This is a genomic window from Clavibacter sp. VKM Ac-2872, assembly GCF_015351105.1.
Classification (GTDB): domain Bacteria; phylum Actinomycetota; class Actinomycetes; order Actinomycetales; family Microbacteriaceae; genus Clavibacter.
Genome location: NZ_JADKRR010000004.1, coordinates 191,361 through 217,279 on the forward strand (window position 1 = coordinate 191,361; position 25,919 = coordinate 217,279).

At 72.8% G+C, this 25,919-nt stretch carries 21 protein-coding genes; 9 read left to right on the plus strand and 12 right to left on the minus strand.

The window, feature by feature from the left end; all coding sequences use genetic code 11:
- Positions 1–90: 90 nt before the first annotated feature.
- Both atzF and hrpA read right to left on the minus strand, forming a co-directional pair.
- Positions 91–1,872: an allophanate hydrolase gene (gene atzF, locus ITJ40_RS15595; protein ID WP_194667934.1), complete on the minus strand. Its 1,782-nt coding sequence runs from the start codon at positions 1,870–1,872 to the stop codon at positions 91–93.
- 154 nt (positions 1,873–2,026) lie between these two features.
- On the minus strand, positions 2,027–5,845 hold the full coding sequence (hrpA, locus tag ITJ40_RS15600; protein WP_194667935.1) for an ATP-dependent RNA helicase HrpA: 3,819 nt from the start codon (positions 5,843–5,845) through the stop codon (positions 2,027–2,029).
- Between the two features lie 140 nt (positions 5,846–5,985).
- Here hrpA and ITJ40_RS15605 point away from each other — a divergent pair, with 140 nt between their 5' ends.
- From ITJ40_RS15605 to ITJ40_RS15625, 5 genes are all read left to right on the plus strand, one after another.
- The gene (locus ITJ40_RS15605; RefSeq protein ID WP_194667936.1) at positions 5,986–7,572 is read left to right on the plus strand and encodes a long-chain fatty acid--CoA ligase; all 1,587 of its coding nucleotides are present in this window, start codon (positions 5,986–5,988) and stop codon (positions 7,570–7,572) included.
- A complete protein-coding gene (locus ITJ40_RS15610; protein ID WP_194667937.1) occupies positions 7,569–8,408 on the plus strand; it encodes an aldo/keto reductase in 840 nt (279 codons plus the stop codon). The genes ITJ40_RS15605 and ITJ40_RS15610 overlap by 4 nt, the downstream gene beginning before the upstream one ends.
- 46 nt (positions 8,409–8,454) lie before the next feature.
- A complete protein-coding gene (locus ITJ40_RS15615; protein ID WP_194667938.1) occupies positions 8,455–9,624 on the plus strand; it encodes a magnesium and cobalt transport protein CorA in 1,170 nt (389 codons plus the stop codon).
- Between the two features lie 51 nt (positions 9,625–9,675).
- Entirely contained in the window at positions 9,676–11,583 is a 1,908-nt protein-coding gene (locus ITJ40_RS15620; RefSeq protein ID WP_194667939.1) for a thioredoxin domain-containing protein, read from the plus strand.
- 117 nt (positions 11,584–11,700) lie between these two features.
- Positions 11,701–12,135, plus strand: a complete 435-nt coding sequence (locus ITJ40_RS15625) for a hypothetical protein (RefSeq protein ID WP_194667940.1) — start codon at positions 11,701–11,703, stop codon at positions 12,133–12,135.
- Between the two features lie 103 nt (positions 12,136–12,238).
- On the opposite strand, the gene ITJ40_RS15630 is transcribed toward ITJ40_RS15625, so the two are convergent.
- The 5 genes from ITJ40_RS15630 to ITJ40_RS15650 are packed head-to-tail and all read right to left on the minus strand — an operon-like array spanning position 12,239 to position 17,651.
- Positions 12,239–13,207, minus strand: coding sequence for a 5-dehydro-4-deoxyglucarate dehydratase (locus ITJ40_RS15630; protein ID WP_228512621.1), 969 nt, complete (start codon positions 13,205–13,207; stop codon positions 12,239–12,241).
- Positions 13,207–14,439: an enolase C-terminal domain-like protein gene (locus tag ITJ40_RS15635; RefSeq protein WP_194667941.1), complete on the minus strand. Its 1,233-nt coding sequence runs from the start codon at positions 14,437–14,439 to the stop codon at positions 13,207–13,209. Before ITJ40_RS15635 ends, ITJ40_RS15630 begins: the two co-directional genes overlap by 1 nt.
- A gap of 4 nt (positions 14,440–14,443) precedes the next feature.
- On the minus strand, positions 14,444–15,349 hold the full coding sequence (locus tag ITJ40_RS15640) for a carbohydrate ABC transporter permease (protein WP_194667942.1): 906 nt from the start codon (positions 15,347–15,349) through the stop codon (positions 14,444–14,446).
- Positions 15,346–16,308, minus strand: a complete 963-nt coding sequence (locus tag ITJ40_RS15645; RefSeq protein ID WP_194667943.1) for a carbohydrate ABC transporter permease — start codon at positions 16,306–16,308, stop codon at positions 15,346–15,348. Before ITJ40_RS15645 ends, ITJ40_RS15640 begins: the two co-directional genes overlap by 4 nt.
- The gene (locus ITJ40_RS15650; protein ID WP_194667944.1) at positions 16,305–17,651 is read right to left on the minus strand and encodes an ABC transporter substrate-binding protein; all 1,347 of its coding nucleotides are present in this window, start codon (positions 17,649–17,651) and stop codon (positions 16,305–16,307) included. Before ITJ40_RS15650 ends, ITJ40_RS15645 begins: the two co-directional genes overlap by 4 nt.
- A 113-nt stretch (positions 17,652–17,764) precedes the next feature.
- On the opposite strand from ITJ40_RS15650, the gene ITJ40_RS15655 reads away from it, so the two are divergent.
- Genes ITJ40_RS15655 through ITJ40_RS15665 form a run of 3 tightly spaced genes read left to right on the plus strand, consistent with a single transcriptional unit; the run spans position 17,765 to position 20,450 of the window.
- A complete protein-coding gene (locus tag ITJ40_RS15655) occupies positions 17,765–18,559 on the plus strand; it encodes an NAD(P)-dependent oxidoreductase (protein WP_194667945.1) in 795 nt (264 codons plus the stop codon).
- Positions 18,553–19,347, plus strand: coding sequence for an IclR family transcriptional regulator (locus ITJ40_RS15660; protein WP_194667946.1), 795 nt, complete (start codon positions 18,553–18,555; stop codon positions 19,345–19,347). The genes ITJ40_RS15655 and ITJ40_RS15660 overlap by 7 nt, the downstream gene beginning before the upstream one ends.
- Positions 19,344–20,450 carry a hypothetical protein gene (locus tag ITJ40_RS15665; protein ID WP_194667947.1) on the plus strand — a complete coding sequence of 369 codons (1,107 nt, stop codon included), beginning with the start codon at positions 19,344–19,346 and terminating at the stop codon, positions 20,448–20,450. The genes ITJ40_RS15660 and ITJ40_RS15665 overlap by 4 nt, the downstream gene beginning before the upstream one ends.
- On the opposite strand, the gene ITJ40_RS15670 is transcribed toward ITJ40_RS15665, so the two are convergent.
- From ITJ40_RS15670 to ITJ40_RS15685, 4 genes are all read right to left on the minus strand, one after another.
- A complete protein-coding gene (locus tag ITJ40_RS15670) occupies positions 20,447–20,842 on the minus strand; it encodes an SdpI family protein (RefSeq protein ID WP_194667948.1) in 396 nt (131 codons plus the stop codon). The two genes, ITJ40_RS15665 and ITJ40_RS15670, sit on opposite strands and share 4 nt — an antisense overlap.
- 1,320 nt (positions 20,843–22,162) lie before the next feature.
- On the minus strand, positions 22,163–23,530 hold the full coding sequence (locus ITJ40_RS15675) for an L-serine ammonia-lyase (protein WP_194667949.1): 1,368 nt from the start codon (positions 23,528–23,530) through the stop codon (positions 22,163–22,165).
- 9 nt (positions 23,531–23,539) lie between these two features.
- Positions 23,540–24,199 carry a hypothetical protein gene (locus ITJ40_RS15680; RefSeq protein ID WP_194667950.1) on the minus strand — a complete coding sequence of 220 codons (660 nt, stop codon included), beginning with the start codon at positions 24,197–24,199 and terminating at the stop codon, positions 23,540–23,542.
- A 172-nt stretch (positions 24,200–24,371) separates the two neighbouring features.
- The gene (locus ITJ40_RS15685) at positions 24,372–24,632 is read right to left on the minus strand and encodes a GlsB/YeaQ/YmgE family stress response membrane protein (protein WP_043583378.1); all 261 of its coding nucleotides are present in this window, start codon (positions 24,630–24,632) and stop codon (positions 24,372–24,374) included.
- A 185-nt stretch (positions 24,633–24,817) separates the two neighbouring features.
- On the opposite strand from ITJ40_RS15685, the gene ITJ40_RS15690 reads away from it, so the two are divergent.
- The gene (locus ITJ40_RS15690) at positions 24,818–25,327 is read left to right on the plus strand and encodes a DUF427 domain-containing protein (RefSeq protein WP_194667951.1); all 510 of its coding nucleotides are present in this window, start codon (positions 24,818–24,820) and stop codon (positions 25,325–25,327) included.
- 18 nt (positions 25,328–25,345) lie between these two features.
- Here ITJ40_RS15690 and ITJ40_RS15695 read toward each other — a convergent pair whose 3' ends face one another.
- Positions 25,346–25,876, minus strand: coding sequence for a CoA-binding protein (locus tag ITJ40_RS15695; RefSeq protein ID WP_228512690.1), 531 nt, complete (start codon positions 25,874–25,876; stop codon positions 25,346–25,348).
- Positions 25,877–25,919: the final 43 nt, after the last annotated feature.

Below are 25,919 nucleotides of genomic sequence, written 5' to 3' on the forward strand. Positions count from 1 at the left end.
GCGGATCGAGACGCAGGCTAGCCGCTTATCGAGAATCATTCTCAGGAAGTTCCACATGCCCACCTGAGGACCCGCATGGTCCCGCCCGGGTCAGCGACCGGCGCCGAGGTGCGCGCGCCAGGATCCGCCGTCGGTGATGTCCGGGGCGCCCGCGATCGCGGCGGGCTCGCAGAGGAAGCCGAGCACCTCGGATCCGTCGGCCAGCGCCACCTTCCCGACCACCATGGGGCGCGCGAGCTGCGTGACGAAGTCGGCCACGCGGCCCGACGGGATCGCCCACAGCTCCCCGGTGATGGACGCGCCGCCCGACTCCGTGGCGACGAGACCCGGCTTGGGCGGCACGGTGGCGAGCGCGTGGAGGCGGTAGGCGGGCGCGGTGACCGCATCGCCGAGCAGCCGGGCGCCGAGCGCGGTGAGCTGCCCGTTGAGGGGCTGCCCGACCATGTGCGCGCCGAACACGGCGATCGGCGTGGCAGCGGGGCCCCACGACGGCGCCGGCGTGCGCGGCTGGTCCGGCGACGTGCCGACCGCGCGCTGCAGCCGGTCCGCGGCGTCGACGAGCGCGGCATCCGAGAACGCCGGGCCGACCAGTGTCACGCCGAAGGGCCGGCCGTCGGCGTCGGGCCCGGGCACCGCGATCGCGGCCAGGTCGAGGAGGTTCACGAAGTTCGTGTAGGTGCCGACCCAGGAGTTCACGCCGATCGGATCGGCCGCGACCTCGGCCCGCGACGGATGCCCGGGCGCGGTGGGCAGCAGGAGCGCGTCCACGTCGGCGAGGATGCGTCGGGCGTCCAGGCGGTGGCGGCGGAGGGCCTGCTGGTCGGCGACGAGCTCGACGGCCGTCTTCGCGGCGCCGGATCCGATGATGCGGGCCACCGACGGATCCGCGCCCGCGGGCGACCCGGCGAGCAGGTGCCCGACGGCCTGGGTGCGCTCGGCCACGAGGGCGCCGTCGTAGAGGAGGGCGGCGGCCGCGAGCAGCGGGGAGATGTCGACCTCGACGATCTCCACGCCGGCATCCGCGAGCATCGCCACCGTCCGGTCGAAGGCCCTCCGCCATGCCGGCGACATGGGCGTGAGGTCCGCGTCGCCCGGCACGGCGAGGCGGAGGGCGGGGGCCGCGCTCAGCGGGGCGTCGGCGGGCCAGGGGCGGCTGGCCGGATCCGCCTCGTCGACGCCCGCCATCACCCCGGCCACGCGCTCGGCCAGGGCGAGGGTGCGCGCGAAGACGGTCACGGTGTCGTAGGAGGGCGCGGCGGGCACGACGCCGCGGGCGGGCAGGAGGCCGAGGGTGGGCTTGATCCCCACGAGCCGGTTGAAGGCGGCGGGCACGCGCCCGGATCCGGCGGTGTCGGTGCCGAGCGCCGCGTCCACGATGCCGAGCGCCACCGCGACCGCGGAGCCCGAGCTGGATCCGCCGGACACGAGCTCGGGATCGGCCGCTCCCCGCACCTCGCCGTAGGGGCTGCGCGTCCCCACGAGCCCGGTGGCGAGCTGGTCGAGGTTGGTCTTGCCGATGACCACGGCGCCCGCCGCCTCGAGGCGGGCCACGACCGTGGCGCTCTCCTGGGGCTCGTAGGCGCTGGCGGGCAGGGCCGCGGTCGTCGGGAACCCGGCGGCGTCGATGTTGTCCTTGACGGCGACCACCAGGCCCGCGAGCGGCAGCGCCCCGGCCCCCTGCTCGACGAGGGCCCGGGCGACGCCGGCCGCGACGGCGACGGCCTCCTCCTCCGTGCGGAGCGCGATCCACACCTCCGGCCGGTCCGCCTCCGCGATGCGCCGGTAGGCGGCGCGGACGCGGGCGACCGGATCCGGTGCCCCCGCGGGGTCGGCGGGATGCGCGAGGGGAGCTGTCGGGGACGATGCGGTCATGCGGGGTCTCTCCGTTCGGGGTGCGGCGGTCGGGGCGCGGCGGCGATGGCGGGGCGGCGCGCGGACGGGCGGCTCCATCTTCCCCGCCCGAGAGGGAGGGGCGCGGAGCCGGCGGCGCGCGTCGCATCGCGGAGACGGGACCGGATCCGCCGCGTCAGCCCGCGAGCACCTTGCGGATCCGCTGCAGCGACACGGGCTCGGCCGTCGGCAGGTGCTGGGCGAACAGGCTGAGGCGCAGCTCCTCGAGCATCCATCTGGCGTGCACGAGCGACTCGGGAGCGTGCGGCGCGGACGGGATGACGCCGCCGGCCTCGCGGTAGAGGTCGGTCGCCTTCTGCACCTCGGTCATCCACGCGCGGTCGCGCGCCGGCTGGTCGGGGAGGCGCTGCACGCGGTGGGTGAGGCCGGACAGGTACGCGGGCAGGCGCTGGAGCCGGGCGAGACCGGTCGCCGAGACGAAGCCCGGGTGCACGAGCCCCGCGAGCTGCTCGCGCGCGTCGGTGAGCGCGCCGATCAGCTGCATGCTCGTGGCCTGCTTGATCGCCCGCTCGGCGTCGCGCGCGCCCGTGAGCACGCGGTTGACGAGAGCGACCGTGTCGAACATGGAGTCCATGACGACACCGGACACGCGGTCGCGCGCCGTCTCGAACAGCTCCTTGGAGTAGATGGCGCCGCCCGAGGCCACGCGCTCGAGCACCTGGTCGATGCAGGCGAGCAGGCAGTCGTCGAAGAGCGCCTGCACGTTCGGGTAGGGGCTGGTCGCGAGCATCAGCTTCTCCTGGCTCGTGAGGTGCTGCTTCACGTAGGCCGAGGGGTTCGCGATGGCGAGCACGAGCAGGCGCCGCACGCCGCCGGGCATGGCGCGCGCCTGGTCCTCGGCGGTCGCCATGAGGCGGATCGCGACGGTGGATCCCTCGTCGACGAGGGCGGGGTACGCGCGGATCACGTGCCGGCTGTCGCCCGTGCCGCCCTGCGCGGTGTCGACGAAGCGCGGCAGCTCGTCGAGGTCCCACGTGGTGAGGCCCGTGCGCTCCATGCCGCGGGTCGCGCCGCCGGAGGCGCCCGCGACGCGCTCGACGGGACGCGCGGTGGCCCGGGCGACGCTGTCGCGGGCGCGGCGGGAGAGGCGCGCCTGCAGCTCGGTGAGGTCGCGGCCGGCGGCGACCTCGCGGCCGCGCTCGTCGACCACGCGGAACGCCATCCGGAGGTGGGCGGGGATCCGGTCCAGGTCGAAGTCGTCGTCGGCGACCCGCACGTGCGCCTTCCGCATGATGAGGCCGGCGATGGTGGTGGTGAAGGCCACGGGGTGCTGCGGATCCGGCTCGGGCAGCCCCTCGAGGAGCCGGTCGGCCCAGTCGGCGGCGGGCACCACGTTCTTGCGGAGCGCCTTCGGGAGGGCCTTGATCATGGCGGTGACGAGATCGCGCCGCATGCCCGGCACCTGCCAGTCGAAGCCGGCGGGGCTGAGGCGCGCGAGGAGCGCGAGCGGCACCTGCACGGTCACGCCGTCGTCGGGCGCGCCGGGCTCGAAGCGGTAGGTGAGGGAGAGGCGCTGGTCGCCCTGCTGCCAGGTGGGCGGGAACGCGGCCTCGTCGACGTCGACGGCGTCCTCGGCGAGCAGCTCCTCGGCGGTCATGGTGAGGAACTCGGGCGTCTCCTGGCGCTGCTTCTTCCACCAGCCCTCGAAGGCGCGGGTGGAGGCGACGTCGCGCGGGATCCGCTTGTCGTAGAACTCGAAGACGGCCTCGTCGTCGTGGAGGATGTCGCGGCGACGCGTGCGCTCCTCCACCTCGGCGAGCTCCTCGCGGAGCTTCCGGTTCGCGCGGTCGAACGCCTGCTGCGACTCCCAGTCGCCCTCGACGAGCGCGTGCCGGATGAAGAGCTCGCGCGCGTACGCCGGGTCGATGCGGGAGAACTGCACGCGGCGCTTGAGCACGATCGGCACGCCGTACAGCGTCACGCGCTCCCAGGCGACGGTCGCGCCCTGCTTCTTCTCCCAGTGCGGCTCGCTGTGGGTGCGCTTCACGAGGGAGCCCGCGATCGGCTCGGCCCACGCCGGGTCGATCGCCGCGTTCGTGCGCGCGAACAGGCGGCTGGTCTCCACGAGCTCGGCGCTCATGATCGCGTCGGGCTGCTTCTTCGCGAGCGCGGATCCGGGGAACACCACGAACCGCGACTGGCGCGCGCCGACGTAGTCCTTCTTCTGCGCGTCCTTCAGCCCGATGTGGGAGAGGAGGCCCGCGAGCAGCGACCTGTGGATCCCGTCCGGATCGGCCTTCGGCTCGTTCATCTGCAGGTCGAGCGGGCGGGCGAGCTGGCGCAGCTGCCGGAACACGTCCTTCCACTCGCGCACGCGCACGTAGTTGAGGAACTCGGCCTTGCACATGCGGCGGAACGCGCTCGAGGAGAGCTCGGACTCCTTCTCCTCCAGGTGGTTCCAGAGGTTGAGGAGCGTGATGAAGTCGCTCGCCGGATCCACGAAGCGCGCGTGCTGCTGGTCGGCCTGCGGGCGCTTCTCGAGCGGGCGCTCGCGCACGTCCTGGATGGTGAGGCCGGCCACGATGATCATGACCTCGCGGCTCACGCCGTGCTTGCGCGACTCGACGACCATGCGCGCGAACCGCGGGTCGATGGGCAGGCGCGACAGGTCGCGGCCCACCTTGGTGAGGGCAGGCGTGCCATCGGGGGAGCGGACGACCGCGCCGAGCTCGGTGAGCAGGTCCACGCCGTCCTTGATGCCGCGCGAGTCCGGAGGCTGGAGGAACGGGAACGCGGCGATGTCGCCGAGGCCGAGCGACACCATCTGCAGGATGACGGCCGCGAGGTTCGTGCGCAGGATCTCGGGCTCCGTGAACTCGGGCCGGCGGAGGAAGTCCTCCTCCGAGTAGAGGCGGATCGCGATGCCGTCGCTCGTGCGGCCGGAGCGGCCCGAGCGCTGGTTGGCGGACGCCTGCGAGATCGCCTCGATGGGGAGGCGCTGCACCTTCGAGCGCACGGAGTAGCGGGAGATGCGCGCGGTGCCGGCGTCGATCACGTACTTGATGCCGGGCACCGTGAGGCTCGTCTCGGCGACGTTGGTGGCGAGCACGATGCGGCGGCGCACGCCGGCCTGCGTCGACGCCTGGAAGACGCGGTGCTGGTCCGCCGACGAGAGGCGGCCGTAGAGCGGCAGCACCTCGGTGTGCGGGAGGTTCCGGCTGCGGATCGCGTCCTCGGCGTCGCGGATCTCGTTCTCGCCGCTGAGGAACACGAGCACGTCGCCCGACGTCTCGCCCGCCAGCTCGTCGAGCGCCGCGTTGATCCCCTCGAGGAAGTCGCGATCGTCGGCCGGGCGCTCCATCGGCGCGTCGGCGAGGTCGTCGTCCTCGCCCGCGACGGCGGCCTCGGCGACGAGCGGGCGGTACCGGATCTCCACCGGGTACGTGCGCCCGGAGACCTCCACGATGGGCGCGTCGCCGAAGTGCCGCGAGAAGCTCTGCGGGTCGATCGTGGCCGACGTGATGATGAGCTTCAGATCCGGCCGGCGCGGCAGCAGCTGCTTGAGGTAGCCGAGCAGGAAGTCGATGTTGAGGCTGCGCTCGTGGGCCTCGTCGATGATGATCGTGTCGTACTTCCTCAGCAGCCGGTCGCGCTGGAGCTCGTTGAGCAGGATCCCGTCGGTCATCAGCTTGATGCGGGTGTCGGCCGAGACCTTGTCGGTGAAGCGCACCTGGTAGCCGACGAGCTGGCCCACCTCGCCGCCGAGCTCCTCCGCGATGCGCTCCGAGATGGTGCGCGCGGCGAGCCGGCGCGGCTGCGTGTGGCCGATGCTCTCGCGGCCGAGCTCGAGGCAGATCTTCGGCAGCTGCGTGGTCTTGCCGGAGCCCGTGGCGCCCGCGACGATGACGACCTGGTTGTCGCGGATGGCGTCGGCGATCTCGTCCCGCATCCGGCTGACGGGGAGCTCGGGCGGGTACGCGATGCTGAATTCCATGCTGGGGTCAGTCTATCCGCGGGCCGTCGGGCCCCCCCCCGGGGCGGGTGCCGGTGGATATCGTCGAGAGAAGGCGCCGGCCACACCGGCGCGCGGGCGGCACCGCCTCCCGAGTCGACGACGACCGACGGGATCCACCCATGAGCTCCGACACGCCCCTCCAGCCCGAGCACGAGCAGCCCCACGGCGGGTTCTCCACCGTCTCGGTCGCCGCGATCCTCGCCGAGTCCGCCGAGCGGCACGCCGATCGCGTCGCCGTGGTGGTGGGCGACGTCTCCACCACGTACCGCGAGCTCTGGGACGAGACCCGCGCCTACGCCGGCGCGCTCGCCGGCCAGGGCGTGGGGGAGGGCACGCGCGTCGCGATGCTCATCCCGAACGTGGCCGACTTCCCCCGCGTCTACTACGCGGTGCTCGCGCTCGGCGGCGTGGTCGTGCCCGTGCACGCGCTGCTGAAGGCCGAGGAGATCGCGTACGTGCTGCGCGACTCGGGATCCGCGCTGCTGGTCTGCGCGGGCCCGCTGCTCGAGCAGGGCGCCAAGGGCGCGGCGCTCGCCGAGGTGCCCGTGATCAGCGTGCTCGTGCCGGCATCCACCGAGGGCGGGCCCGACCGGCTCGAGGAGCTCGCGCGGGCCGCGACGCCCATCCGCACCTACGTGCCGCGCCGGCCGTCCGACACCGCGACGATCCTCTACACCTCCGGCACCACGGGCCAGCCGAAGGGGGCCGAGGGCTCCCACCTCGCGCTCGTGATGCAGGTCGACGTCGTCCTCCTCGACACCTTCGACCTGCGCGCGGGCGACCGGATCCTCGGCTGCCTGCCCCTGTTCCACACCTTCGGCCAGACCTGCACCATGAACGCGTCGTTCCGGGCCGGCGCCACGATCGTGATGGTGCCCCGCTTCGACGGCGACACCGCGCTCGCGCTCATGGTCGAGCACGACACCCAGGTCTTCATGGGCGTGCCGACCATGTACTTCGCGCTGCTGGCGGCCGCCGCCCGGAACCCCGCGCGCCCGGCCCTGCGCTACGCGGTCTCGGGCGGCGCGGCGCTGCCGGTGGCCGTGATCGAGGCCTTCCGCGAGGCCTTCGCCGCGGAGATCCACGAGGGCTACGGCCTCACGGAGACGTCGCCCGTCGCGTCGTTCAACCACGTCGGCGTCCCGGCGCGGCCCGGGACGGTGGGCAAGCCCATCTGGGGCGTGCAGATCGAGATCGCCGACCCGGAGCACGAGGACCGCGTCGTGCTGCTGGAGCGCGGCGTCCTCGGCGAGATCGTGATCCGCGGCCACAACCTCATGAACGGGTACCTGCACCGCCCCGAGGACACCGCGCGCGCGGTCGTCGACGGCTGGTTCCGCTCGGGCGACCTCGGCACCATCGACGACGAGGGCTACATCCGCGTCGTCGACCGGACGAAGGACATGATCCTGCGCAACGGCTACAACGTGTACCCGCGCGAGGTCGAGGAGGTGCTGGCGCGGCACGAGGCCGTCGCGCAGTGCGCCGTGTTCGGCGTGCCGCACGAGGAGCACGGGCAGGAGATCGTCGCCGCGATCGTGGCGAAGGCGGACGCCACCGTCGACGCCGCGGAGGTGGTCGCGTACATGAAGGAGCGGATCGCGTCCTACAAGTACCCGCGCCGGGTCGAGGTGGTCGAGGCGCTGCCGCTCGGGCCGAGCGGGAAGATCCTCAAGCGGGCGCTCGTCGAGCGGTTCGGGGCGTGAGCGGCGCCCTCCGCACCCCCATCCCGTCGGTCGCGATGGGTGACGGCGTCCCGATCCCGCAGTTCGGCGTCGGCACGTACAAGGTGCCGGACGGAGACGCCGAGCGGATCGTCGCCGAGGCGCTCGAGGTCGGCTACCGGCACATCGACACCGCGGCGATGTACGGCAACGAGGAGGGCGTCGGGCGGGCGATCCGCGCGTCCGGCATCCCGCGCGACGAGCTGTTCGTCACCACCAAGGTCTGGAACGACGACCACGGCCGGGACCGGGCGCGCGACGCGATGCACCGGAGCCTCGAGCGGCTGGGCCTGCCGACGGTGGACCTCATCCTCATCCACTGGCCGGCAGCCGAGCGCGGCCTCTACGTCGAGACCTGGGAGGCGCTCGTCGCGGCCCGCGACGAGGGGCTGACCCGCTCCATCGGCGTCTCCAACTTCCTCGTGCCGCACCTCGAGGCGCTGGATGCAGCCGGCCTGCCCGCGCCCGCGGTCGACCAGATCGAGCTGCACCCGCGGCACCAGCAGCGCGCGACGACGGAGCACCTCGCCGCGCACGGGATCACCGTGCAGGCGTGGAGCCCGCTCGCGCGCGGCGCCGTCGCCGACGCCCCCGTGGTGCGCGGCGCCGCCCGGGCCCACGGCAAGACGGACGCGCAGGTCGTGCTGCGCTGGCACATTCAGCGCGGCACGGTCGTCTTCCCGAAGACCACGCGGCGCGAGCGGCTCATCGAGAACGCCGACGTCTTCGACTTCGCGCTGACCGACGAGGAGATGGCCGGGATCACCGCGCTCGAGGCCGCGGGACGCGTCGGCAGCCACCCCGACCAGGTGGTCTGAGCGGGCCGCTCCCAGCGGCACGGACGCGTCATCCCGGCCGGGTACCGTGTCCGTCATGTCCCAGCACCGCATCCGCACGCGCCTCAAGTCCGTGGTCTCCCGGGGCGTCGCGCCCCTCGGCGGCGGGCACGCGGGCGGCGCGGCGCGGGCCCGGGCCGAACGGGAGGATCCGGCGGAGCCCACCGGTGCGCGCCGCCCGAGCCTCGTCGACAACGGCGTGTACGTCGACGGCTGCCGCGTCGCCTCGCCCGCCACGCTCGCGGACACCTTCCGCGAGCTCGACGAGCGGCCCGAGGCCATGGCGTGGATCGGCCTCTACCGCCCCACGGTCGAGGAGCTGCAGGCGCTCGCCGAGGAGTTCGACCTGCACGAGCTGGCGGTGGAGGACGCGGTCCAGGCCCACCAGCGCCCCAAGACCGAGCGCTACAGCTCCACCCTCTTCACGGTGCTGCGCGCCGCCCGCTACGTGGACGACCGCGAGGAGGTGGAGTTCGGCGAGCTGCACGTGTTCCTCGGCCGCAACTTCGTGATCACCGTCCGGCACGCCGAGTCGCCCGACCTCTCGGCCATCCGCACGCGCATGCAGGAGCGGCCCGAGCTGCTCACCCACGGCCCGCAGTCGGTGCTCTACGCGATCCTCGACGCCGTGGTCGACGGGTACGCGCCCGTCGTCACGGGCCTCGCCAACGACATCGACGAGATCGAGGACCAGGTGTTCGACGGGGATCCGGCCGTGTCCCGCCGCATCTACGAGCTGTCCCGCGAGGTCATCGACTTCCAGCGCGCGGTGCGCCCGCTCGGCGGCATGCTGCAGCAGCTGCAGGCGGGATCCGGCAAGTACGAGGTGAGCGAGGACCTCCAGCAGGCGCTCCGCGACGTGGCCGACCACGTCATCGTCGTGAACGAGCGCGTGGAGGAGTTCCGCGTGCTGCTGCGCGACATCCTCACCGTGAACTCGACGCTCGTCGGCCAGCGCCAGAACGAGGAGATGCGCGAGCTGAGCGAGTCGAGCAACCGGCAGAGCGTGGAGACCCGCAAGATCTCCGGCTGGGCGGCCATCCTCTTCGCGCCCACGCTCGTCTCGAGCGTCTACGGCATGAACTTCGACATCATGCCGGAGCTGCACTGGGACTGGGGCTACCCCTTCTCCCTCGTGCTGATGCTCGGCGTGAGCGGCGTGCTCTACGGGATCTTCCGCAAGCGCGACTGGATCTGACGCCCGGCTTCTCGCCTCGTCCCGTCGCGCGCCCGCGCGTAGCGTGGACGCATGCCCAACCGCCTCGCCGACGCCGTCAGCCCGTACCTCCAGAGCCACGCGGACAACCCGGTCGACTGGCGGCCGTGGGGCGAGGAGGCGTTCGCGGAGGCCCGCCGCCGCGACGTGCCCGTGCTCGTCTCGGTCGGCTACTCGACCTGCCACTGGTGCCACGTCATGGCGCGCGAGACGTTCTCCGATCCGGCGCTCGCCTCGCGTCTCAATGACGGGTTCGTCGCGATCAAGGTCGACCGCGAGGAGCACCCCGAGGTGGATGCGGCGCTGATCACCGCGGCCGGCGCCTTCACGGATCAGCTCGGCTGGCCGCTCAACGTCTTCACGACGCCCGAGGGTCGCACCTTCCACGCGGGCACCTACTCGCCGCCCGAGCCGCGCGCCGGGCACCCCTCGTTCCGGCAGGTGCTCGACGCCGTGGCCGACGCCTGGACCACCCGGCGCGACCAGGTCGAGCAGGGCGCGGGGCAGCTGAGCGCCGCGATCCGGGATGCCTCGGCACGCGGATCCGTCGCCTCGCCCCTGCCCGACGCCGCCGCCCTCGACCGGGTCGCCGCCGAGCTCGCCGGCTTCGAGGACCCCGAGCACGGCGGGTTCGGATCCGCCCCCAAGTTCCCCGTCGCACCCGTGGTGCTGCTGCTCGACACGCTCGTGACCTCGGGAGCGCTCGCGGCCGAGCGCGCCGCGGCGACCGGCGCGCTCGTGCGTCGCAGCCTCGACGCGATGGCCGGATCCGACCTGCGCGATCCGGTCGAGGGCGGCTTCTTCCGCTACTCCACGCGCCGCGACTGGTCCGAGCCGCACTACGAGCGGATGCTCTACGACAACGCGCTGCTGCTCGACGCGTACGCGCGCGCCGGCGACGCGGAGGTCGCGGCGGGCATCGCGGCGTTCCTCACCGGCACGCTGCGGCGGCCGTCCGGCGGGTTCGCATCGGCGCAGGACTCGGAGAGCACGGTGGGCGGGCGCCGCGTCGAGGGCGGGTACTACGCGCTCGACGCCGCCGGGCGCGCGGCCGAGGAGCCGCCGGCGGTCGACGGCAAGGTGCTCACCGGGTGGAACGGGCTCGCGATCGGCGCGCTCTCGCGGGCGGGCCGCGCGTCCGGCCGGCCCGCGTGGATCGCCGCCGCCCGCGCCGCCGCCGACATGCTGCTCGCGGAGCACGTCCGCGCAGACGGATCGCTCGTGCGGGCGTCCATCGACGGCCGGGTCTCGCCCGCGGTCGCGACGCTCGAGGACCACGGGATGCTCGCCGACGGGCTGCTCGCGCTCGCGCTCGCGACGGGCGAGGTCGCGTTTGCCGTGCGCGCGCGGGGGATCGTCGACGCGCTGATCGCGGCGGCCGACGCCGACGCCGACCCGCGGGCGGGCGCGGCGGGGTTCCGGGTGCCGACGGGCGCGGATCCCGTGCTCGCGGGCTTCGGCCTCGACCTCGCCTCCGACCCCTCCGAGGGCGCGTACCCGTCGGGCCTCACGGCCGCGTCGTCGGCCGCGCGCGTGCTCGGGCAGCTGACGGCGGATCCGCGCTACGAGCGGGCGGCCCGCGCCGCGCTCGCGACGGTCGCGGCGGGCGGCGCGACCCGGCCGATCGCGTTCGGCGGCGCGCTCGAGCAGGCGGCGGCGGTGCAGGCGGGCGGACGGCAGCTCGTGGTGGTGCTGCCGGACGGGGGAGCGCGCGCCGAGGATCCGCTCGCCGCGATCGCGGACGCCATGATCCGCCCGCCCGACGTCTCGCTGGTCGTCACGGAGACGGCCGCGCGCGCGTGGGCCGACGCGGGCTTCGAGCTGCTCGCCGACCGGGTCGCGGGATCCGCGGGGACGGCCTACCTCTGCCGCGCGTTCGTGTGCCGCCTCCCGGCAACGACGGCGGAGGAGCTCCGGGCGCAGGTGGACGCGGTCGCCTGAGATCGGGCGCGACGGATCCGGGCCGTGGAGAGGTCCCGTGCGCCATGTCAGGACATCACTAGCATGCGTCCGCCACGGCATCCCGTGCGCTCCACCCCACCGACAAGGAGCTCCCCCATGCGCATCTCCCCCCGGCTCACCCGCCTCGGCCTCGGCGCGTTCGCCGTCGCCGGTCTCGCCCTCTCCGCTCTCGCCGCCGGGCCCGCTCCCGCGGCCGAGGCCCAGTCGAACTTCCGCGTATGCGTCGCGTGGAACTCCGCGAACACCAGCGGGGGCATCGGCACGGGCCTCGTCACCAAGGTCTACAAGGGCGGTGACGACACCTGCGCCCGCAAGGTCGAGTACATGCAGAACTACTACGGGCAGGCGTACGCGGGGTCGTCCGCCAAGAACTTCGCGTACATGATCACGTGCGAGAGCTTCGGCGAGCGCATCGGGCTCGGCGGCGACCCCTGCTACCAGCTCCGGCAGAACGCCATCTACAAGTTCACGTCGGCGGCCGACGAGCGCTACCCGTCGGACAACCCGTCGTTCTCCTTCTGGCGCAACTGATCCCGCGCGGACCCTCCGACGCCGAACGGCCCCGTCCGCGTGGACGGGGCCGTTCGCGCATCCGGACCGGGGACGTGCGCGGGCGGGAGCGGGGCGCGACCGCTCAGGCGACCACGTCCTCCCCGCGGGCGAGGATCCGCTCGAGCTCGGCCAGCTGCCGCGGTGACGGATCCACGAGCGGCGCCCGCACGGATCCCACGGGCACGCCGCCCAGCCTGAGCCCCGCCTTGATGAGCGACACCGCGAACCCGGGCGTCTCGTCGCGCAGGCGCACGAGCGGCGTGAAGAACTCGTCGAGGAGGAACCGCTGCCGTTCGAGGTCGTCCGCGCGGTACGCCGCGTGGAACGCGCTCGCGATGCGGGGCGCCATCGCGAACACGGCCGACGAGTACAGCGGCACGCCGATGGCCCGGTAGGCGGCCTGGCTCGACTCGGCCGTGAGGAGCCCGTTGAAGAACTGCACGTCGTCGCGCCCCGCCCGGCGGGCGGCGAGCACGAAGCGCTGGAACAGGGCCACGTCGCCCGCGCCGTCCTTGATCCCGGCCAGAGTCGGCAGCGCGAGGAGCCGCTCGACCGTGGCCTCCGTGAACTGCGCCTGGCCGCGGTGGTAGGCGATGAGCGGCAGCGGGGTCGCGCGGGCGACGGCCTCGACGTAGGCGGCGAGGCCCTCCTGGGGGCCGGCGACGAGGTACGGCGGCAGCACGAGGATCCCGTCGGCGCCGAGCTCGGTGGCCAGCCGCGCGCAGCGGCGCGCGTGCCCGAGCGGCCCGCCGACCCCCGCGATGACGAGGTGGCGGCCGCCCGCCGCGGAGACGCCGGCCCGCACGGCCTGGGCGTACTCGTCGATGTCGAGCGCGTGGAACTCGCCCGTGCCGCACGCGACGAACGCGGCCCCCGCGCCCTGGTCGAGGCCGTGGGAGACGTGCGCGGCGAGCACGTCGACATCGACGCGGTCGGCGGCGTCGAACGGCGTGACGGGGAAGAAGAGCACGCCCTCGAAGGGCGGCAGGAGGCCCGCGGTCGCGGGTGCGGGAGCCGCGGCGGGGTGGGCGGCGGTGTCGGTCGTCGTCATCAGTACCTCGGGAGGGTGGGGTCGTAGGCGGGCTGGATGCTCTGCATGTACCCGGAGTCGTCGCGCGCGGTGCGCCCCGACTCCACGAACACGCGGTGCTGGCGGTCGAGCGCGTCGCGGTCGAGCTCGACGCCGAGGCCGGGGGCGGTCGGCACGGCGACGGATCCGCCGACGATCTCGAGCGCGCCCGGCACGATCACGTCGTCGCCGCGGTTCCACGGGTAGTGCGTGTCGCAGGCGTAGGCGAGCTCGGGGCTGGCGGCGGCGACGTGCGTCATGGCCGCGAGCGAGATCCCCAGGTGCGAGTTGGAGTGCATCGAGAGGCCCACGCCGAAGGTGCGGCAGATGGCCGCGAGCTCCCGGGTGTGCGCCAGGCCGCCCCAGTAGTGGTGGTCGGAGAGCACGATCTGCACGGCGTCCTTCGCGAACGCCTCCCGGATCTGCTCGAAGGTCACGACGCACATGTTCGTGGCGAGCGGCTGCGGCACCTCGGCCGCGACGCGCGCCATGCCGTCGATGCCGAGCACCGGATCCTCGAGGTACTCGAGCACGCCGTCGAGCTCGGCCGCCACGCGCACCGCCGTCTCGTGCGTCCACGCGCCGTTCGGGTCGATGCGCAGCGGGTGCGTCGGGAACGCCTCGGCGAGCGCGCGGATCGCGGCGACCTCCTGGTCGGGCGGGAACACGCCCGCCTTGAGCTTGATGGAGCCGAAGCCGTAGCGGTCGATGAGGAGGCGGGCCTGCGCGACGATGCCCGCGGGATCCAGGGCCTCGCCGAACGCGTCGGGCGCCTCGCCCGGGTGCGCCGCCCACTTGTAGAAGAGGTACGCGCTGTACGGGACCCGGTCGCGCACGCGCCCGCCGAGCAGCTCGCTCACGGGCAACCCGGTGATCCGGCCCCACGCGTCGTGCGCGGCCACGTCGATCATCGAGAACACGACGCGGCGCTCCTGCCGGCTGAGCGGCCCGGCGTCCCCGCCGAGGGCGGCGTCCACCGCCCGCTCGATGCCGTGCAGGTCGGTGACGCGGAGGCCGACGATCGCGTCCCGCACGGACGCGACGCGCGCGGCCACGACGGCGCCGCCCTGCCCCTCGCCGAGGCCGACGATCCCGCCGTCGACGACGAGCTCGACGATCGTGCGGAGCGCGAGCGGCTCGTGCACGCCGTCCGCGTTGAGCAGGGGCGGGTCGCGGAAGGCGATGGGGGTGACGACGAGGTCGTGGATGATCATGGTGCTATCCCTTCGTCGCGCCCGAGGTGATCCCCCGGATGAGCGACCGCTGCATGAGCAGGTAGATGACGAGGCTCGGCAGGAGCGCGAGCAGCGCCCCGGCGAGCAGGACGCCCGAGCCGACCGTGGGGTCGGTGCGGAGGACGCCGAGCGCGACCGTGAGCGTGTAGTCGCTCGGGTCGTTCGCGGCGATGAGGGGGAGCAGGTACTGGTCCCAGATCATCATGAAGCCGAAGATCGTGACGACCCCGAGCACCGGCTTGCACAGGGGCAGGATCACGGTCCACAGCATGCGCAGCTCGCCGCAGCCGTCGAGGCGCGCGGCCTCCTCGATCTCGAGCGGGATGTCCTTCATGAACTCCGTCATGACGAGGATCGAGAAGCCCCACACCGCCACGGGCAGGATCACGCCGAACGGCGTCCCGCGGAGGTCGAGGCCCGTGCCGCCCACGTTCCCGATGACCTGCGACAGCGGGATCGCGATGACCTCCTCCGGCAGCATCATCGTGAGCAGGAACAGCAGCAGCACGAACGACTGGCCGCGGAACCGGTGCCGGGCGAGCGCGTACGACGTGAGGATCGCGACGCTCACCTGCAGGAGGAGCCCGCCGCCCGCGATCACGAGCGAGTTGCGGAGGTAGCCGAGCACGCCCGAGTCGAACGCGACCCGGAACGACTCCAGCGACAGCTGCTGCGGGAAGAGGTGGATGCTCGTCGAGGACGTGAAGGCGTCGAACGCGCCGGACACGATGATCACGAACGGCGCGGCGAACACCACGAAGGCGACGGCGCAGAGGGCGAAGCGGATCACGTTCGACGGGCGGAGGCCGGGCTTCCAGCCGAGCGCGCTGTCGAACTGGCCGTCGTTGCCGCGGCGGGTGGCGCCGGTGGGGCGGTCGAGGATGCTCATCTGGCCTTCTCCTTGCGGGATGACAGGGCGCGGACGCCGAGGGTGAGGCCCAGCGTCGCGAGGAGCAGCAGCACGGATGCCGCCGACGCGACGCCCAGGTCGTTGGCCTTGAAGCCGAGCGAGAACACCCGGGTCATCCAGACCTCGGTGGATCCCGCGGGTCCGCCGCCCGTGAGCACGTACACCTCGGTGAAGGTGCGGAGGCTGCGGATCGCCGCGAGCGTCAGCACCACGCTGACGGCGGGGCGGAGCGCCGGGATCACGATGTACCGGAAGCGCTGGCGCAGGGTCACGCCGTCGACCGCGGCCGCCTCGTAGAGCGTGCGGTCGATCCCGGTCAGGCCCGCGAGGATGATGACCATGTTGTAGGGCGCGCCCGTCCAGATCCCGACGAGCATCACGTACCCGAGCGCCGTCGACTGGTCGCTGATGAAGCCCTGCGGCGGGATCCCCACCATCCCGAGCAGCGAGTTGAGGAACCCGGTCTCGGTGGGGAAGTACAGGATCCGCCAGATCTCGCCGATGACCGCGACCGCGGTGACGACCGGCAGGAACACGGCCGTGCGCACGAACCACAGCCGGCGCGACGTGCCCTCGAGCAGCAGCGCGAGCGCGAGGCCGATGATCAGCGCGCCGACGGTCTGCCCGACGCCGAGCAGCACGGTGTGCCCGAGCGCCTCCGTGAAGCGGCGGTCGCGCAGCACGTGGACGTAGTTGTCGAGCCCGAGGAACCTGTCGCCGAGGAACGGCTGGACCTTCACGAAGCTCATCCGGAAGCCCTCGAGCATCGGGATGAACTTGAAGAGCGCGCCGAGCACGAGGCCGGGCACGAGGAAGGCCCACGGGATGAGGGAGCGCGTGCGGAACGGCAGGCGGCCCTTCGGCTGCACGGGGGTGCGGCCCGCGGGCGCGCGGCGCTCGGGATCCACGAGGAGGGGTGCGGGGGCGCCGATGCTCATCCCTGGACCCCCTGCTCGTCGAGCTCGTCGGAGAGCTGGGACTGGATGTCGGAGAGCGCCCCGGGGATGTCGCTGGAGCAGTCCGCGATGACGCCGTTCAGGCCGTCCGCGACGATCTGGCGGTACGGCGTGAAGTCGATCGCCCAGGGGAACGACCTGCCGTGGTCCTCGTAGACCTCCTTCGCGGTGTCCCAGCGCGGGTCGGCCTTGACCTGGCCGATGTCGACCGAGGTGTTGACGGGGATCCGCACCACCGGCTGCGCGAGCACGCCCTGCGCGTTCGTCTTCACCTGCATCGCGAGCTCCTGCGCCTCGGGCGTGATCATGAACTCGGCCAGCTGCTCCTGCAGGTCCTGCTTCTTCGAGGAGGCGCCGAAGTAGATGTTCTCGCCCTCCGCGAACGAGTCCGTGCCGCCGCCCGGGCCCGCCGGGGTCGGGATGACCTCGACGTTGTCCGCGCCGACCGCCGCGTCGAACGAGCTGAGGTTGTAGGGGCCCGTCTGGTAGATGCCGGCCGTGCCCTGCGCGAAGAACGGCGTGTTCGCGGTGGTGAGGTTGACCGAGCCGGGGACGACCACGCCGGGCGTGCAGAACTGGTCGCGGATCCACTTCACGGCCGTCGCGGTGCCCGGGTTGTCGAAGTCGGCGGTGTAGGTGCCGTCGCCGCCGGCCTTGAGGATGTCGCCGCCGGCCTGCCAGATGTACGACGCGGCCCAGCGCGCGATGTAGCCGTTCTCGGCGCTGCCCGGCACGACCATGCCGTAGGTGTCGGCCTGGCCGTCGCCGTCGGGGTCGTCGTCGGCGAACGCCTTGGCGAGGGCGGAGAGGTCGTCCCACGTCTTGGGCACCGGCAGGCCGAGCTTCTCGCGCCAGTCCTTGCGGATGAAGGTGATGTTCGCCTGGCGCGACCACGGGATGCCGTAGTAGTCGCCGTCGATGCCCCGGGTGCTCTGCCAGGTGGCGTCGGAGATCTGGTCGCCGCCGGCGACGGCGTCGCGGTCGACGGGGCGGAGGAAGCCCTGCGACTCGTAGGTGCCGAGGTTGCCCGCGTCGGTGACCATGACGTCGGGGAGGCTCCGCTGCTGGGCGCGCGCCTGCAGCTGCGTGTCGAACTCGGGGATCGGCTTGTAGTCGATCCTGATGCCGGTCTTCGCGGTGAAGGCGTCGAACACGAACTGGTAGGACGCGGCGTCGTCCGGCGTGCTGCGCGTCCACACCTCGAGCGAGCGGTCGTCCGTGGAGGTGGAGCCGCCGCCGTCCGACGCGGAGCAGGCGCTGAGCGTGCCCGCGAGCGCGGCGACGGAGGCCAGGGCGATCGCCCGCCGCGCGAGTCGAGTCTTCATCATCGAATCTCCATTTGCATGCATGAATGCATTACGTCAGTGTGAATGCGCTGCTACCGTAGGTGCACTCGATGGCGATGTCAATCGCCGCGCCACGACCCTGGGGAGAAGGCATGACGAACCCGACGCGCATCGTGATGACGGGGGCCGCCGGCATGGCCGGGCGCGGCGTCCGGCCCCTCCTGCGGGCGGCGGGCCACGAGCTCGTGCTCCTCGACCTGGTGGACCCACATCCGGTCGACGGGGAGCGCGCGATCATCGCCTCGGTGCGCGACCTCGACGCGATGCGCCAGGCCGTGCGCGGGGCCGACCTCGTGGTGCACCTCGGCGGCATCAGCCGGGAGCGGCCGTGGGAGGACGTCCTCGCGGCGAACGTCGACGGCACGCGGACCGTGCTCGACGCCGCCCGCGCGGAGGGCGTCCGCCGCGTGCTGCTGGCGAGCTCCACGCACGCCGTCGGCTTCCATCCCGCGCCCGCGGAGCCGGCCGACCACCTCCCGCCCCGGCCGGACAGCCTCTACGGCGTGACCAAGGCGGCCATGGAGGCGCTCGGATCCGTGTACGCCGACCGCCACGGCATGAGCGTCGTGAGCGCGCGGATCGGCACCCTGCTCGACCGCCCGAACGGTCGTCGCTCGCTGTCCACCTGGCTCTCCTTCCCCGACCTGGCTCGGCTCATCGCGGCCGTCGCCGCGCTCGAGGAGCCCGGGGCCCACATCGTCTGGGGCGTGTCGCGCAACGCGCGCGCGTGGTTCTCGCCCGATGCCGGCGAGCGGATCGGCTACTACCCTGAGGACGACGCCGAGGCCTTCGCCGCGGACATCGACGACGCGGACGACGCGGACGCGAACGGCCTCATCGGCGGCGAGTGGGCCGCCCCGGAGCACGCACTGGGAGACGCATGGTGACCGACGGACCGGCGACGGAGCGCGGCGCCCGGCCGGTCAAGTCGGCGGAGCGCACGCTCGCCCTGCTGGAGCGGCTCGCCGCGTCGTCCGAGCCGGTCTCCGTGGTGGAGCTCCACCGCGCGTCCGGCTACCCGCGCTCGAGCTTGCACCAGCTGCTGCACACCATGGCCGCGAGCGGCTGGATCGAGATGCTGCAGGACGGCACGCACGTCTCCATCGGATCCCGCGCGCTCGTCGTCGGCACCGCCTACCTCGACCGCGACAAGGCCCTGCCGCACGCGCTCGCCGCCCTCGAGCGGATCCGCGACGAGACCGGCTACACCGCGCACTACGCCCGCCGCGAGGGCGACCGGGTGCTGTACCTCGCCACGCGCGAGACGACCGAGTCCCGGCGCGCGACCTCGCGGGTCGGCCGCCAGCTGCCCGCGCACGCGACCTCGCTCGGCAAGGCCCTGCTCGCCGAGCTCAGCGCCGAGGAGCGGCGGGAGGCCCTCGGATCCGGCCCGCTCGCCGCCCTCACGCCGCAGACCGTGACCGACCCGGCCGCGCTCGACGCGCAGCTCGACCAGGCGCACGAGCGCGGCTACGCGCACGAGCGCGAGGAGAACCTGGCCGGCGTCAGCTGCGTGGCGGTGAGCGTGGGCTACCGGATCCCCGCGACCGACGCCATCAGCTGCTCCATGCCGATCGACCGCGCGACGCCGAAGGAGGCGGAGCGGGTGGCCCGCATCATCGGCGCGCACGCGGAGCGACTCGCCCAGACGCTGCGGTCGGCGGGCGTGCGGTGAGCGTCTCCTTCTGCGCCTACCCGTGGGACCTCATCGACGACCCGGACGCCGCGTCCCGCGTGCGGGCGGCGGGCGCCGACGGCGTGGCCATCGCCGCGGCGTACCACTCGGTGCGGGCCGCGACGCCGCTGCATCCGCGGCACCGCATCGTCGACGCGCGCTCGGCCGCGCTCTACCTCCCGGTGCGGGAGGGGGCGTGGGGCGCGCTCCGTCCGGATGACGACACGCCCTGGGTCGGGCCGGACGCCTTCGTGCGCGCCGCCGCGGTCGCGCGCGCGGCGGGCCTGCGCGTCGAGGCGTGGATCGTGCTCACGCACTCGACGTCGGTCGGCACGCGCAACCCGGACAGCTGCGTCGTCAACGCGTTCGGCGAGGCCTACCCCTACGCGCTCTGCCCCGCGCGCCCCGAGGTGCGCGAGTACGCGGCGGCGCTGGTCGCCGAGACCGCCCGGGCGGTGGACCTCGACGGCGTGATGCTCGAGGCGTGCGGCCCCATGGGACTCGGCCACCTCGGGCACCACGAGAAGACCGCGGGCGCGGACTGGTCCGCGGAGGCGGAGGCCCTGCTGTCGATCTGCTTCTGCACGGCGTGCGTCGCGCTGCTGGCGGAGGCGGGCGAGGACCCGGACGCGCTCCGGGCCGAGGTGCGCGCCCGCGTCGACGCATCCGCGGGGCTCGACGGCCTCGACGCCGTCCTGCGTGTGCGCGGCCGGGCCAGGCGGCGGCTCCTCGACGCGTGCGTCGCCGCCGCGCGCGCCGCGGGCGTCGCCCGCGTCGTGGTGCACGCCCAGGCGGATCCCTGGGCCACCGGTCCGTTCGCCGCGCTCCTCGACGACCTCGACGAGGTGGACGGCGTCGTGGTGCTCGACGCCGTCGCCCACGACCCCGCGGCCATGCGCGGGCTCCGCGAACGGCTGCCCGGCACCCCGATCGGCGGCTACCTCTGGGCGCTGCCGCCAGCCACCCCCGCGAGCATCCGCGCCGGCTGGCCCGCCGCCGTCCGCGGGCTCGACGACACGTACGTGTACCACCTCGGCCTCATCGGCCGGGAGCGCCTGGCGGCCGTGGGCGACGCGCTGCGCGAGGCGGCTGCGCCGCGCTAGTCGCGCCGGATCCGCGGCGGCCCGTACCGCCCGGCGTCCTGCCGCTCGGCCTCCTGCCGGCGGGCGACCCGCTTGGCCGCCTGCCCCGCCCGGAACGTGCTCCAGACGATGCCGCCCACGAGCAGCAGCCCACCCCAGCTGGCGACGCTGTTCATGCCGGCGCCCGCCGCGATCCCGCCGATGACGCCGCCGATCGCGACCGGCAGGCACGTGCTGCGGAGCGCCGGGAGCGCGGCCACGTGCCCGGCGCGCCAGGCCTCGTCGCTCGCCAGGAGGGGACGCGTGCGGATCCCGATCCAGCCGTTGCGCTTCAGGAGGCCCCAGGCCGCGAGCTGCGTGGTGCCGAGGATCAGCAGCGCCGCGACGGCGAGCAGCAGCGCGGGGACACCCATGCGCCCAGCCTGACACGACGGGCCGCGCCCCGCGCCCTCAGCACTCGATGACGTTGACCGCGAGGCTGCCCTTCGCGACGTTCGGATCGTTCATCACTGGGGCAAAAAAGCGCGCGCACTCGACGTCGCGTGCCTGCCTCAGTCGTTGCAGTGGATGCTGGCCACAGATGCGGATATGTGAAGAACTGGACCGCGGAGCGCATCTTGGGGCGGCGACGCGGCCATTCGAATCGCCCCGGCGTAATCTCCGGAGTTGCGTTAAGCACATTCGCGCACGAGTTTGCTCAGCGCTGCGCACAGGGATCTAGCCCCAATATTGGGGGTCTCTGCAGCTGGCTATCGGCTGTAAAATTCGCCTAGGGGATGCGAAATATATGGACTAGCTAAGGACTCTTGATGGCCTCCGTGAATCAGATTATTGAGCATGAGCATAATCATGCGTGCGAAACTGCTACTTTGGCTGACTGTCACTGCTTCTGCCACGGCGCTGGTCATCAGAATGACCTCCTTGTCCGTGCAGTCTCGTGCAGCGATGCAGAAATTTACACTGGGCTGCTCAATGACCTTGAGCGAGTACTAGGTGGGTTTCACTCTTCCCCTTCGGATATCACGACGCCTTCCCGTGGGTCAAGGGCGGTCCCAGAGGCGCAGGAGCTGCCTCACCTTCGCACAGGAGTTAAAAAAGGGGCGTCCTGGTTTGAGTCGTTGGTTGTAGATGAAGGGCTCCACGCTGCCTTCATTGAGATTGCGGCCGCAAGTATGGCTGAAGACACTCAGTTGCGGTCTGCACAGCGCGCCTTCGTGGAACGCATAACAACGTCGGCGATCGGCGTGATTGGCTCCGACGTCGACAGTATCAACATCGTGGACGCGCACGTTTGGTGCAGCATTGTCTCGGAGTATTTGGATGAGCTGGCAAGTGGGAATGCAAGCCACGCCTACTCGGAGATATGCTACCCGAGAAAAACTTACGCTCAGCGACCCGCGTCGCTGGGTGCCGTTCGGCAAGATGGGTTGCAGTTGCTCCGTACTGCTTATGACTCCGAGGCGGCTAGTTCTCTCAGTTCCGTGCGCAAAATGCAGATCATTCGGCTGGTAGGGGCCGCAACCTGTCCGGACCTCTGGCGCCACCCGGCTGCGGTCCGCTTTTGTTTGTACCCCTTTGCTGAGGAAGGTACCTGGCCGCCAAATTCAACTACTCGGATAGCGACCTTGGAGAACTTCAAGCAGTTGAGAACACGCTGGCGGGTGAAGGGTCACTGGCTACCTTAAGTCGGCAGGCGAACGCCCAGCTCGAGACCTATGACGCGCGGCAGGCGCTCAGCACTCGATGACGTTGACCGCGAGGCCCCCGGTGGACGTCTCCTTGTACTTGGTGGACATGTCGAGGCCCGTCTGGCGCATGGTCTCGATCACGGTGTCGAGCGAGACGAGGTGCGTGCCGTCGCCGTGCAGCGCCATGCGCGCGGCGTTCACGGCGGTCGAGGAGGCGATCGCGTTCCGCTCGATGCACGGGATCTGCACGAGCCCGCCCACGGGATCGCACGTGAGGCCGAGGTGGTGCTCCATCGCGATCTCGGCGGCGTTCTCGACCTGCCGCGGGGATCCGCCGAGGACCGCGCACAGCGCGCCGGCCGCCATCGCGCACGCCGTGCCGACCTCGCCCTGGCAGCCGGCCTCCGCGCCCGAGATGCTGGCGTTTGCCTTCACGAGCGACCCGATCGCGGTCGCGGTGAGGAGGAAGTCGCGGATCCCCTCGCGGTCGGCGCCGGGCACGAACCGCAGGTAGTAGGAGCCGACCGCGGGGATGATGCCGGCCGCGCCGTTCGTGGGCGCCGTGACCACGCGGCCGCCGGATGCGTTCTCCTCGTTGACCGCGAGCGCGAACGCGTGCAGCCACTCGTGCGAGGTGTCGCGCGCGCCCTCGGCGTCGATCGTCGCGAGCTGCGACGCCACGCGCGCCGCCCGGCGTCGGACGTTGAGACCGCCCGGCAGCGTGCCCTGGCCGCCGAGCCCGGCGGTCACGCACGCCGCCATGGCGTCCCAGATCGCGTCGAGGCCCGCGACCGCCCGGCGGGATCCGTGGATCGACTCCTCGGTGTCGCGCGCGACGTCGGCGATGGAGCGCCCGGTGGTCTCGGCCAGCTCGATCAGCTCGTCGGCGTTGGAGAAGGAGTGCGGGAGCCCGGTCGGCAGCACGGCCGACGGCGCCTGGTCCTCGCGCAGCACGAACCCGCCGCCGACCGAGAACCACGTGCTCTCGAGCACCGTGCCGCCGTCGGCGTCGAGCGCGGCGAGGTGCATCGCGTTGGGGTGGCGGGGGAGGCGCGTGAACGGCTCGAACGTGAGGTCGCGGCCGACCATGCGCACCGGGTGGACGCCCGCGAGCGGCACGTCGACGCCCTCGCCGAGCCCGGACCAGCGGCCGCGCACCTCGTCCGGGTCGCACGTCTCGGGCGCGAGGCCCGCGAGTCCGGCGACGACCGCGTCGGGCGTGCCGTGGCCGAGCCCGGTCGCGCCGAGGGAGCCGAACAGCCGCACCGTCACCCGCGCGATCTCGGTGAACCGCGGCGCCTCCCGGCACTCCTCGGCGAAGAGCAATGCCGCGCGCATGGGCCCGACGGTGTGCGAGCTCGACGGCCCGATCCCGATCGAGAAGAGGTCGAGTGCCGAGACGTACGCTGTCATCCCGTCAGACTATGCCGCCGCCCCCGCGCGGTCGGCGACGGGGGCACCCGCGGAGCCGGCGGACGCGCGGATCGGCCCGCGGGCGCGTCCGTACGAGGCGAGCGCGAGCCACGTCCAGCCGACCGCGAGGCCGAGCATGGTGATCACGCCGCGGGGGAAGAAGATGTGGCTGTCGACGAACGAGACGGCCGCGACCACGGCGATCGCCGCGCCCGGCAGCGCGCGCAGGCCCGCGTGCCGGATCACGAGCGCGCTCGCGAGCACGGTCGCGGCGACGTACGACCACACGCCCGTGACGACGATCTGGTCCGCGAGCCCGTACATGGTGCCGACGCCCTGGCCGCCCTCGAGCTGGAGGGCGCCGGCCGCGATGCCCGCGAGGATGTCGAGCGCCTGGTAGCAGACGGCGTAGGCGAAGCCGAGGACGACCGCGAGGATCCCGAGGCGGCGGTCGTGGCGGCGCGTGACGAGGATCGGCGCGATGGCGAGCAGCGGGAAGACGGGCAGGAGCGCGATGTGCAGGTCGCGCCAGTGCATCGCGGTGTCGTCGGTCAGCGAGCTGGGGTGCGAGAGGCCCGCGGCCGCGAGGGCGAGCGGCGGGAGGGCCACGGCCACGAGGACGGCGGCGGTGCGGGAGCGGGATCGGGCGGGGGCGACGGCGTCGGGCATGCGGTCATCGTAGGCAGGGTGCGCCCGGGTCCGGCTGCGCATCAGGAGCCCGACATGACGAGAGCCCCCGTCCATCCACGCGCATCGGGAGGCGGACACCCCATGCATGACGAGAGCCCCCGCCGCCGATCCGGTCCGGATCAGGCGACGAGGGCTCCGCGGTGCAGAAGGACTAGGCCTTCTTGCGGCCCACGATCGCGCCGTAGACCAGCAGGACGATGATCGCGCCGACGATGGCGAGCGCGAGCGAGCCGAGGTCGAAGCCGTCGACCGGCTTGTTGAAGAGCGCGCTGCCGATGAAGCCGCCGAGGAAGGCCCCGACGACGCCCAGGATCAGCGTGACGATGATTCCGCCACCCTGCTTGCCCGGGAGGATCAGCTTGGCGAGCGCTCCGGCGATCAGACCCAGAACCAGAAAACCGATGATGCCCATGTGCGTTACTCCTCGAAGATTTCGTGCTGTGTGACACCCGAATGCGGGTGGACGTCACCCAGTCAAGCACCCTGAGGACCATTCGTGCAAAAACGTTTAGTGGATACGTCTTTACCGGACGGGGGCGCGAGGCCCGGCCCGTCGGGGGATCCGGGGCGCCCAGGCACCCGCGGTACCGTCGGCGCATGCGCATCCCACCGGCCCGTCGTCCCCGCGAGATCCCCGGCGACGGGCAGGAGTCGGTGTGGGACTACCCGCGGCCGCCGCGCGTCGAGCCGACGGCCGAGCGCGTCGTGATCGAGCTCGGCGGACGCGTGGTCCTCGACAGCCGATCCGCCGTGCGCGTGCTCGAGACGAGTCACCCGCCGGTCTACTACCTCCCCTCCGCCGACTTCGCGGCGGGCGTGCTGTCCTCCGCCGCGGGCCGGTCGTGGTGCGAGTACAAGGGGGAGGCGTCGTACCTCTCGCTCACGGCCGGCGGCGTCACGGCCGACCGCGCGGCCTGGTGGTACCCGTCGCCCACGCGCGGCTTCGAGGTGCTCGCCGACAAGATCGCCGTGTACCCCTCGGCGATGGACCGCATCACGGTCGACGGCGTCGTCGTCGAGGCGCAGGAGGGCGACTTCTACGGCGGCTGGATCACGCCGCGCGTGGTCGGCCCGTTCAAGGGCGCGCCGGGCACGCTCGGCTGGTGATCCGCGCGGCCGCCTCCGCTAGACCGCCGCCTTCCGCGAGCTGATGACGCCCGTGTCGAAGCCGAGCAGGTGCAGGCCGCCGTGGAAGCGCGCGTGCTCGACCTTGATGCACCGGTCCATCACGACCGTGAGGCCGCGGGCCTCGGCGTCCTCGGCCGCCTCCTGGTTCCAGATGCCGAGCTGCACCCAGATGACGGGTGCGCCGATCGCGACCACGTCGTCCACGACGGACGGGATGTCGCTCGCCTTCCGGAAGACGTCGACGATGTCGGGCACCTCGGGCAGCGACGCGAGGTCGGGGTAGGCCCTCTGGCCGAGGATCTCGGTGGCGTTCGGGTTCACGAAGTACACGCGGAAGTCGCTCGACTGCTGGAGGTACGTGCCGACGAAGTAGCTGGAGCGGGCCGGGTTCGGCGAGGCGCCGACGATGGCGACGCTCTTCGCGCGGCGGAGGATCGCCTGGCGCTCCTTCGCGCTCGGGCCGGTCCACGTGCGCTCGGAGCGCAGCAGCGCGGCGAGCGGGCTGGAGCGCGGGATCGCGCAGGTCAGGCCGTTCTGGAGCTGGGTGGTCTGGGTGCCGGCGGCGTCGGCC

What these genes read in the sequence shown, in the direction of transcription:
- ITJ40_RS15690 (WP_194667951.1), top strand. Translation starts at nt 24,818, where the DNA reads ATGCGCATCCCACCGGCCCGTCGTCCCCGCGAGATCCCCGGCGACGGG.
- ITJ40_RS15675 (WP_194667949.1), bottom strand. Translation starts at nt 23,530, where the DNA reads ATGACAGCGTACGTCTCGGCACTCGACCTCTTCTCGATCGGGATCGGG.
- atzF (WP_194667934.1), bottom strand. Translation starts at nt 1,872, where the DNA reads ATGACCGCATCGTCCCCGACAGCTCCCCTCGCGCATCCCGCCGACCCC.
- ITJ40_RS15670 (WP_194667948.1), bottom strand. Translation starts at nt 20,842, where the DNA reads ATGGGTGTCCCCGCGCTGCTGCTCGCCGTCGCGGCGCTGCTGATCCTC.
- ITJ40_RS15680 (WP_194667950.1), bottom strand. Translation starts at nt 24,199, where the DNA reads ATGCCCGACGCCGTCGCCCCCGCCCGATCCCGCTCCCGCACCGCCGCC.
- ITJ40_RS15635 (WP_194667941.1), bottom strand. Translation starts at nt 14,439, where the DNA reads ATGATCATCCACGACCTCGTCGTCACCCCCATCGCCTTCCGCGACCCG.
- ITJ40_RS15605 (WP_194667936.1), top strand. Translation starts at nt 5,986, where the DNA reads ATGAGCTCCGACACGCCCCTCCAGCCCGAGCACGAGCAGCCCCACGGC.
- ITJ40_RS15655 (WP_194667945.1), top strand. Translation starts at nt 17,765, where the DNA reads ATGACGAACCCGACGCGCATCGTGATGACGGGGGCCGCCGGCATGGCC.
- ITJ40_RS15645 (WP_194667943.1), bottom strand. Translation starts at nt 16,308, where the DNA reads ATGAGCATCGGCGCCCCCGCACCCCTCCTCGTGGATCCCGAGCGCCGC.
- ITJ40_RS15660 (WP_194667946.1), top strand. Translation starts at nt 18,553, where the DNA reads ATGGTGACCGACGGACCGGCGACGGAGCGCGGCGCCCGGCCGGTCAAG.
- ITJ40_RS15625 (WP_194667940.1), top strand. Translation starts at nt 11,701, where the DNA reads ATGCGCATCTCCCCCCGGCTCACCCGCCTCGGCCTCGGCGCGTTCGCC.
- ITJ40_RS15620 (WP_194667939.1), top strand. Translation starts at nt 9,676, where the DNA reads ATGCCCAACCGCCTCGCCGACGCCGTCAGCCCGTACCTCCAGAGCCAC.
- ITJ40_RS15630 (WP_228512621.1), bottom strand. Translation starts at nt 13,207, where the DNA reads ATGACGACGACCGACACCGCCGCCCACCCCGCCGCGGCTCCCGCACCC.
- ITJ40_RS15650 (WP_194667944.1), bottom strand. Translation starts at nt 17,651, where the DNA reads ATGAAGACTCGACTCGCGCGGCGGGCGATCGCCCTGGCCTCCGTCGCC.
- ITJ40_RS15685 (WP_043583378.1), bottom strand. Translation starts at nt 24,632, where the DNA reads ATGGGCATCATCGGTTTTCTGGTTCTGGGTCTGATCGCCGGAGCGCTC.
- hrpA (WP_194667935.1), bottom strand. Translation starts at nt 5,845, where the DNA reads ATGGAATTCAGCATCGCGTACCCGCCCGAGCTCCCCGTCAGCCGGATG.
- ITJ40_RS15640 (WP_194667942.1), bottom strand. Translation starts at nt 15,349, where the DNA reads ATGAGCATCCTCGACCGCCCCACCGGCGCCACCCGCCGCGGCAACGAC.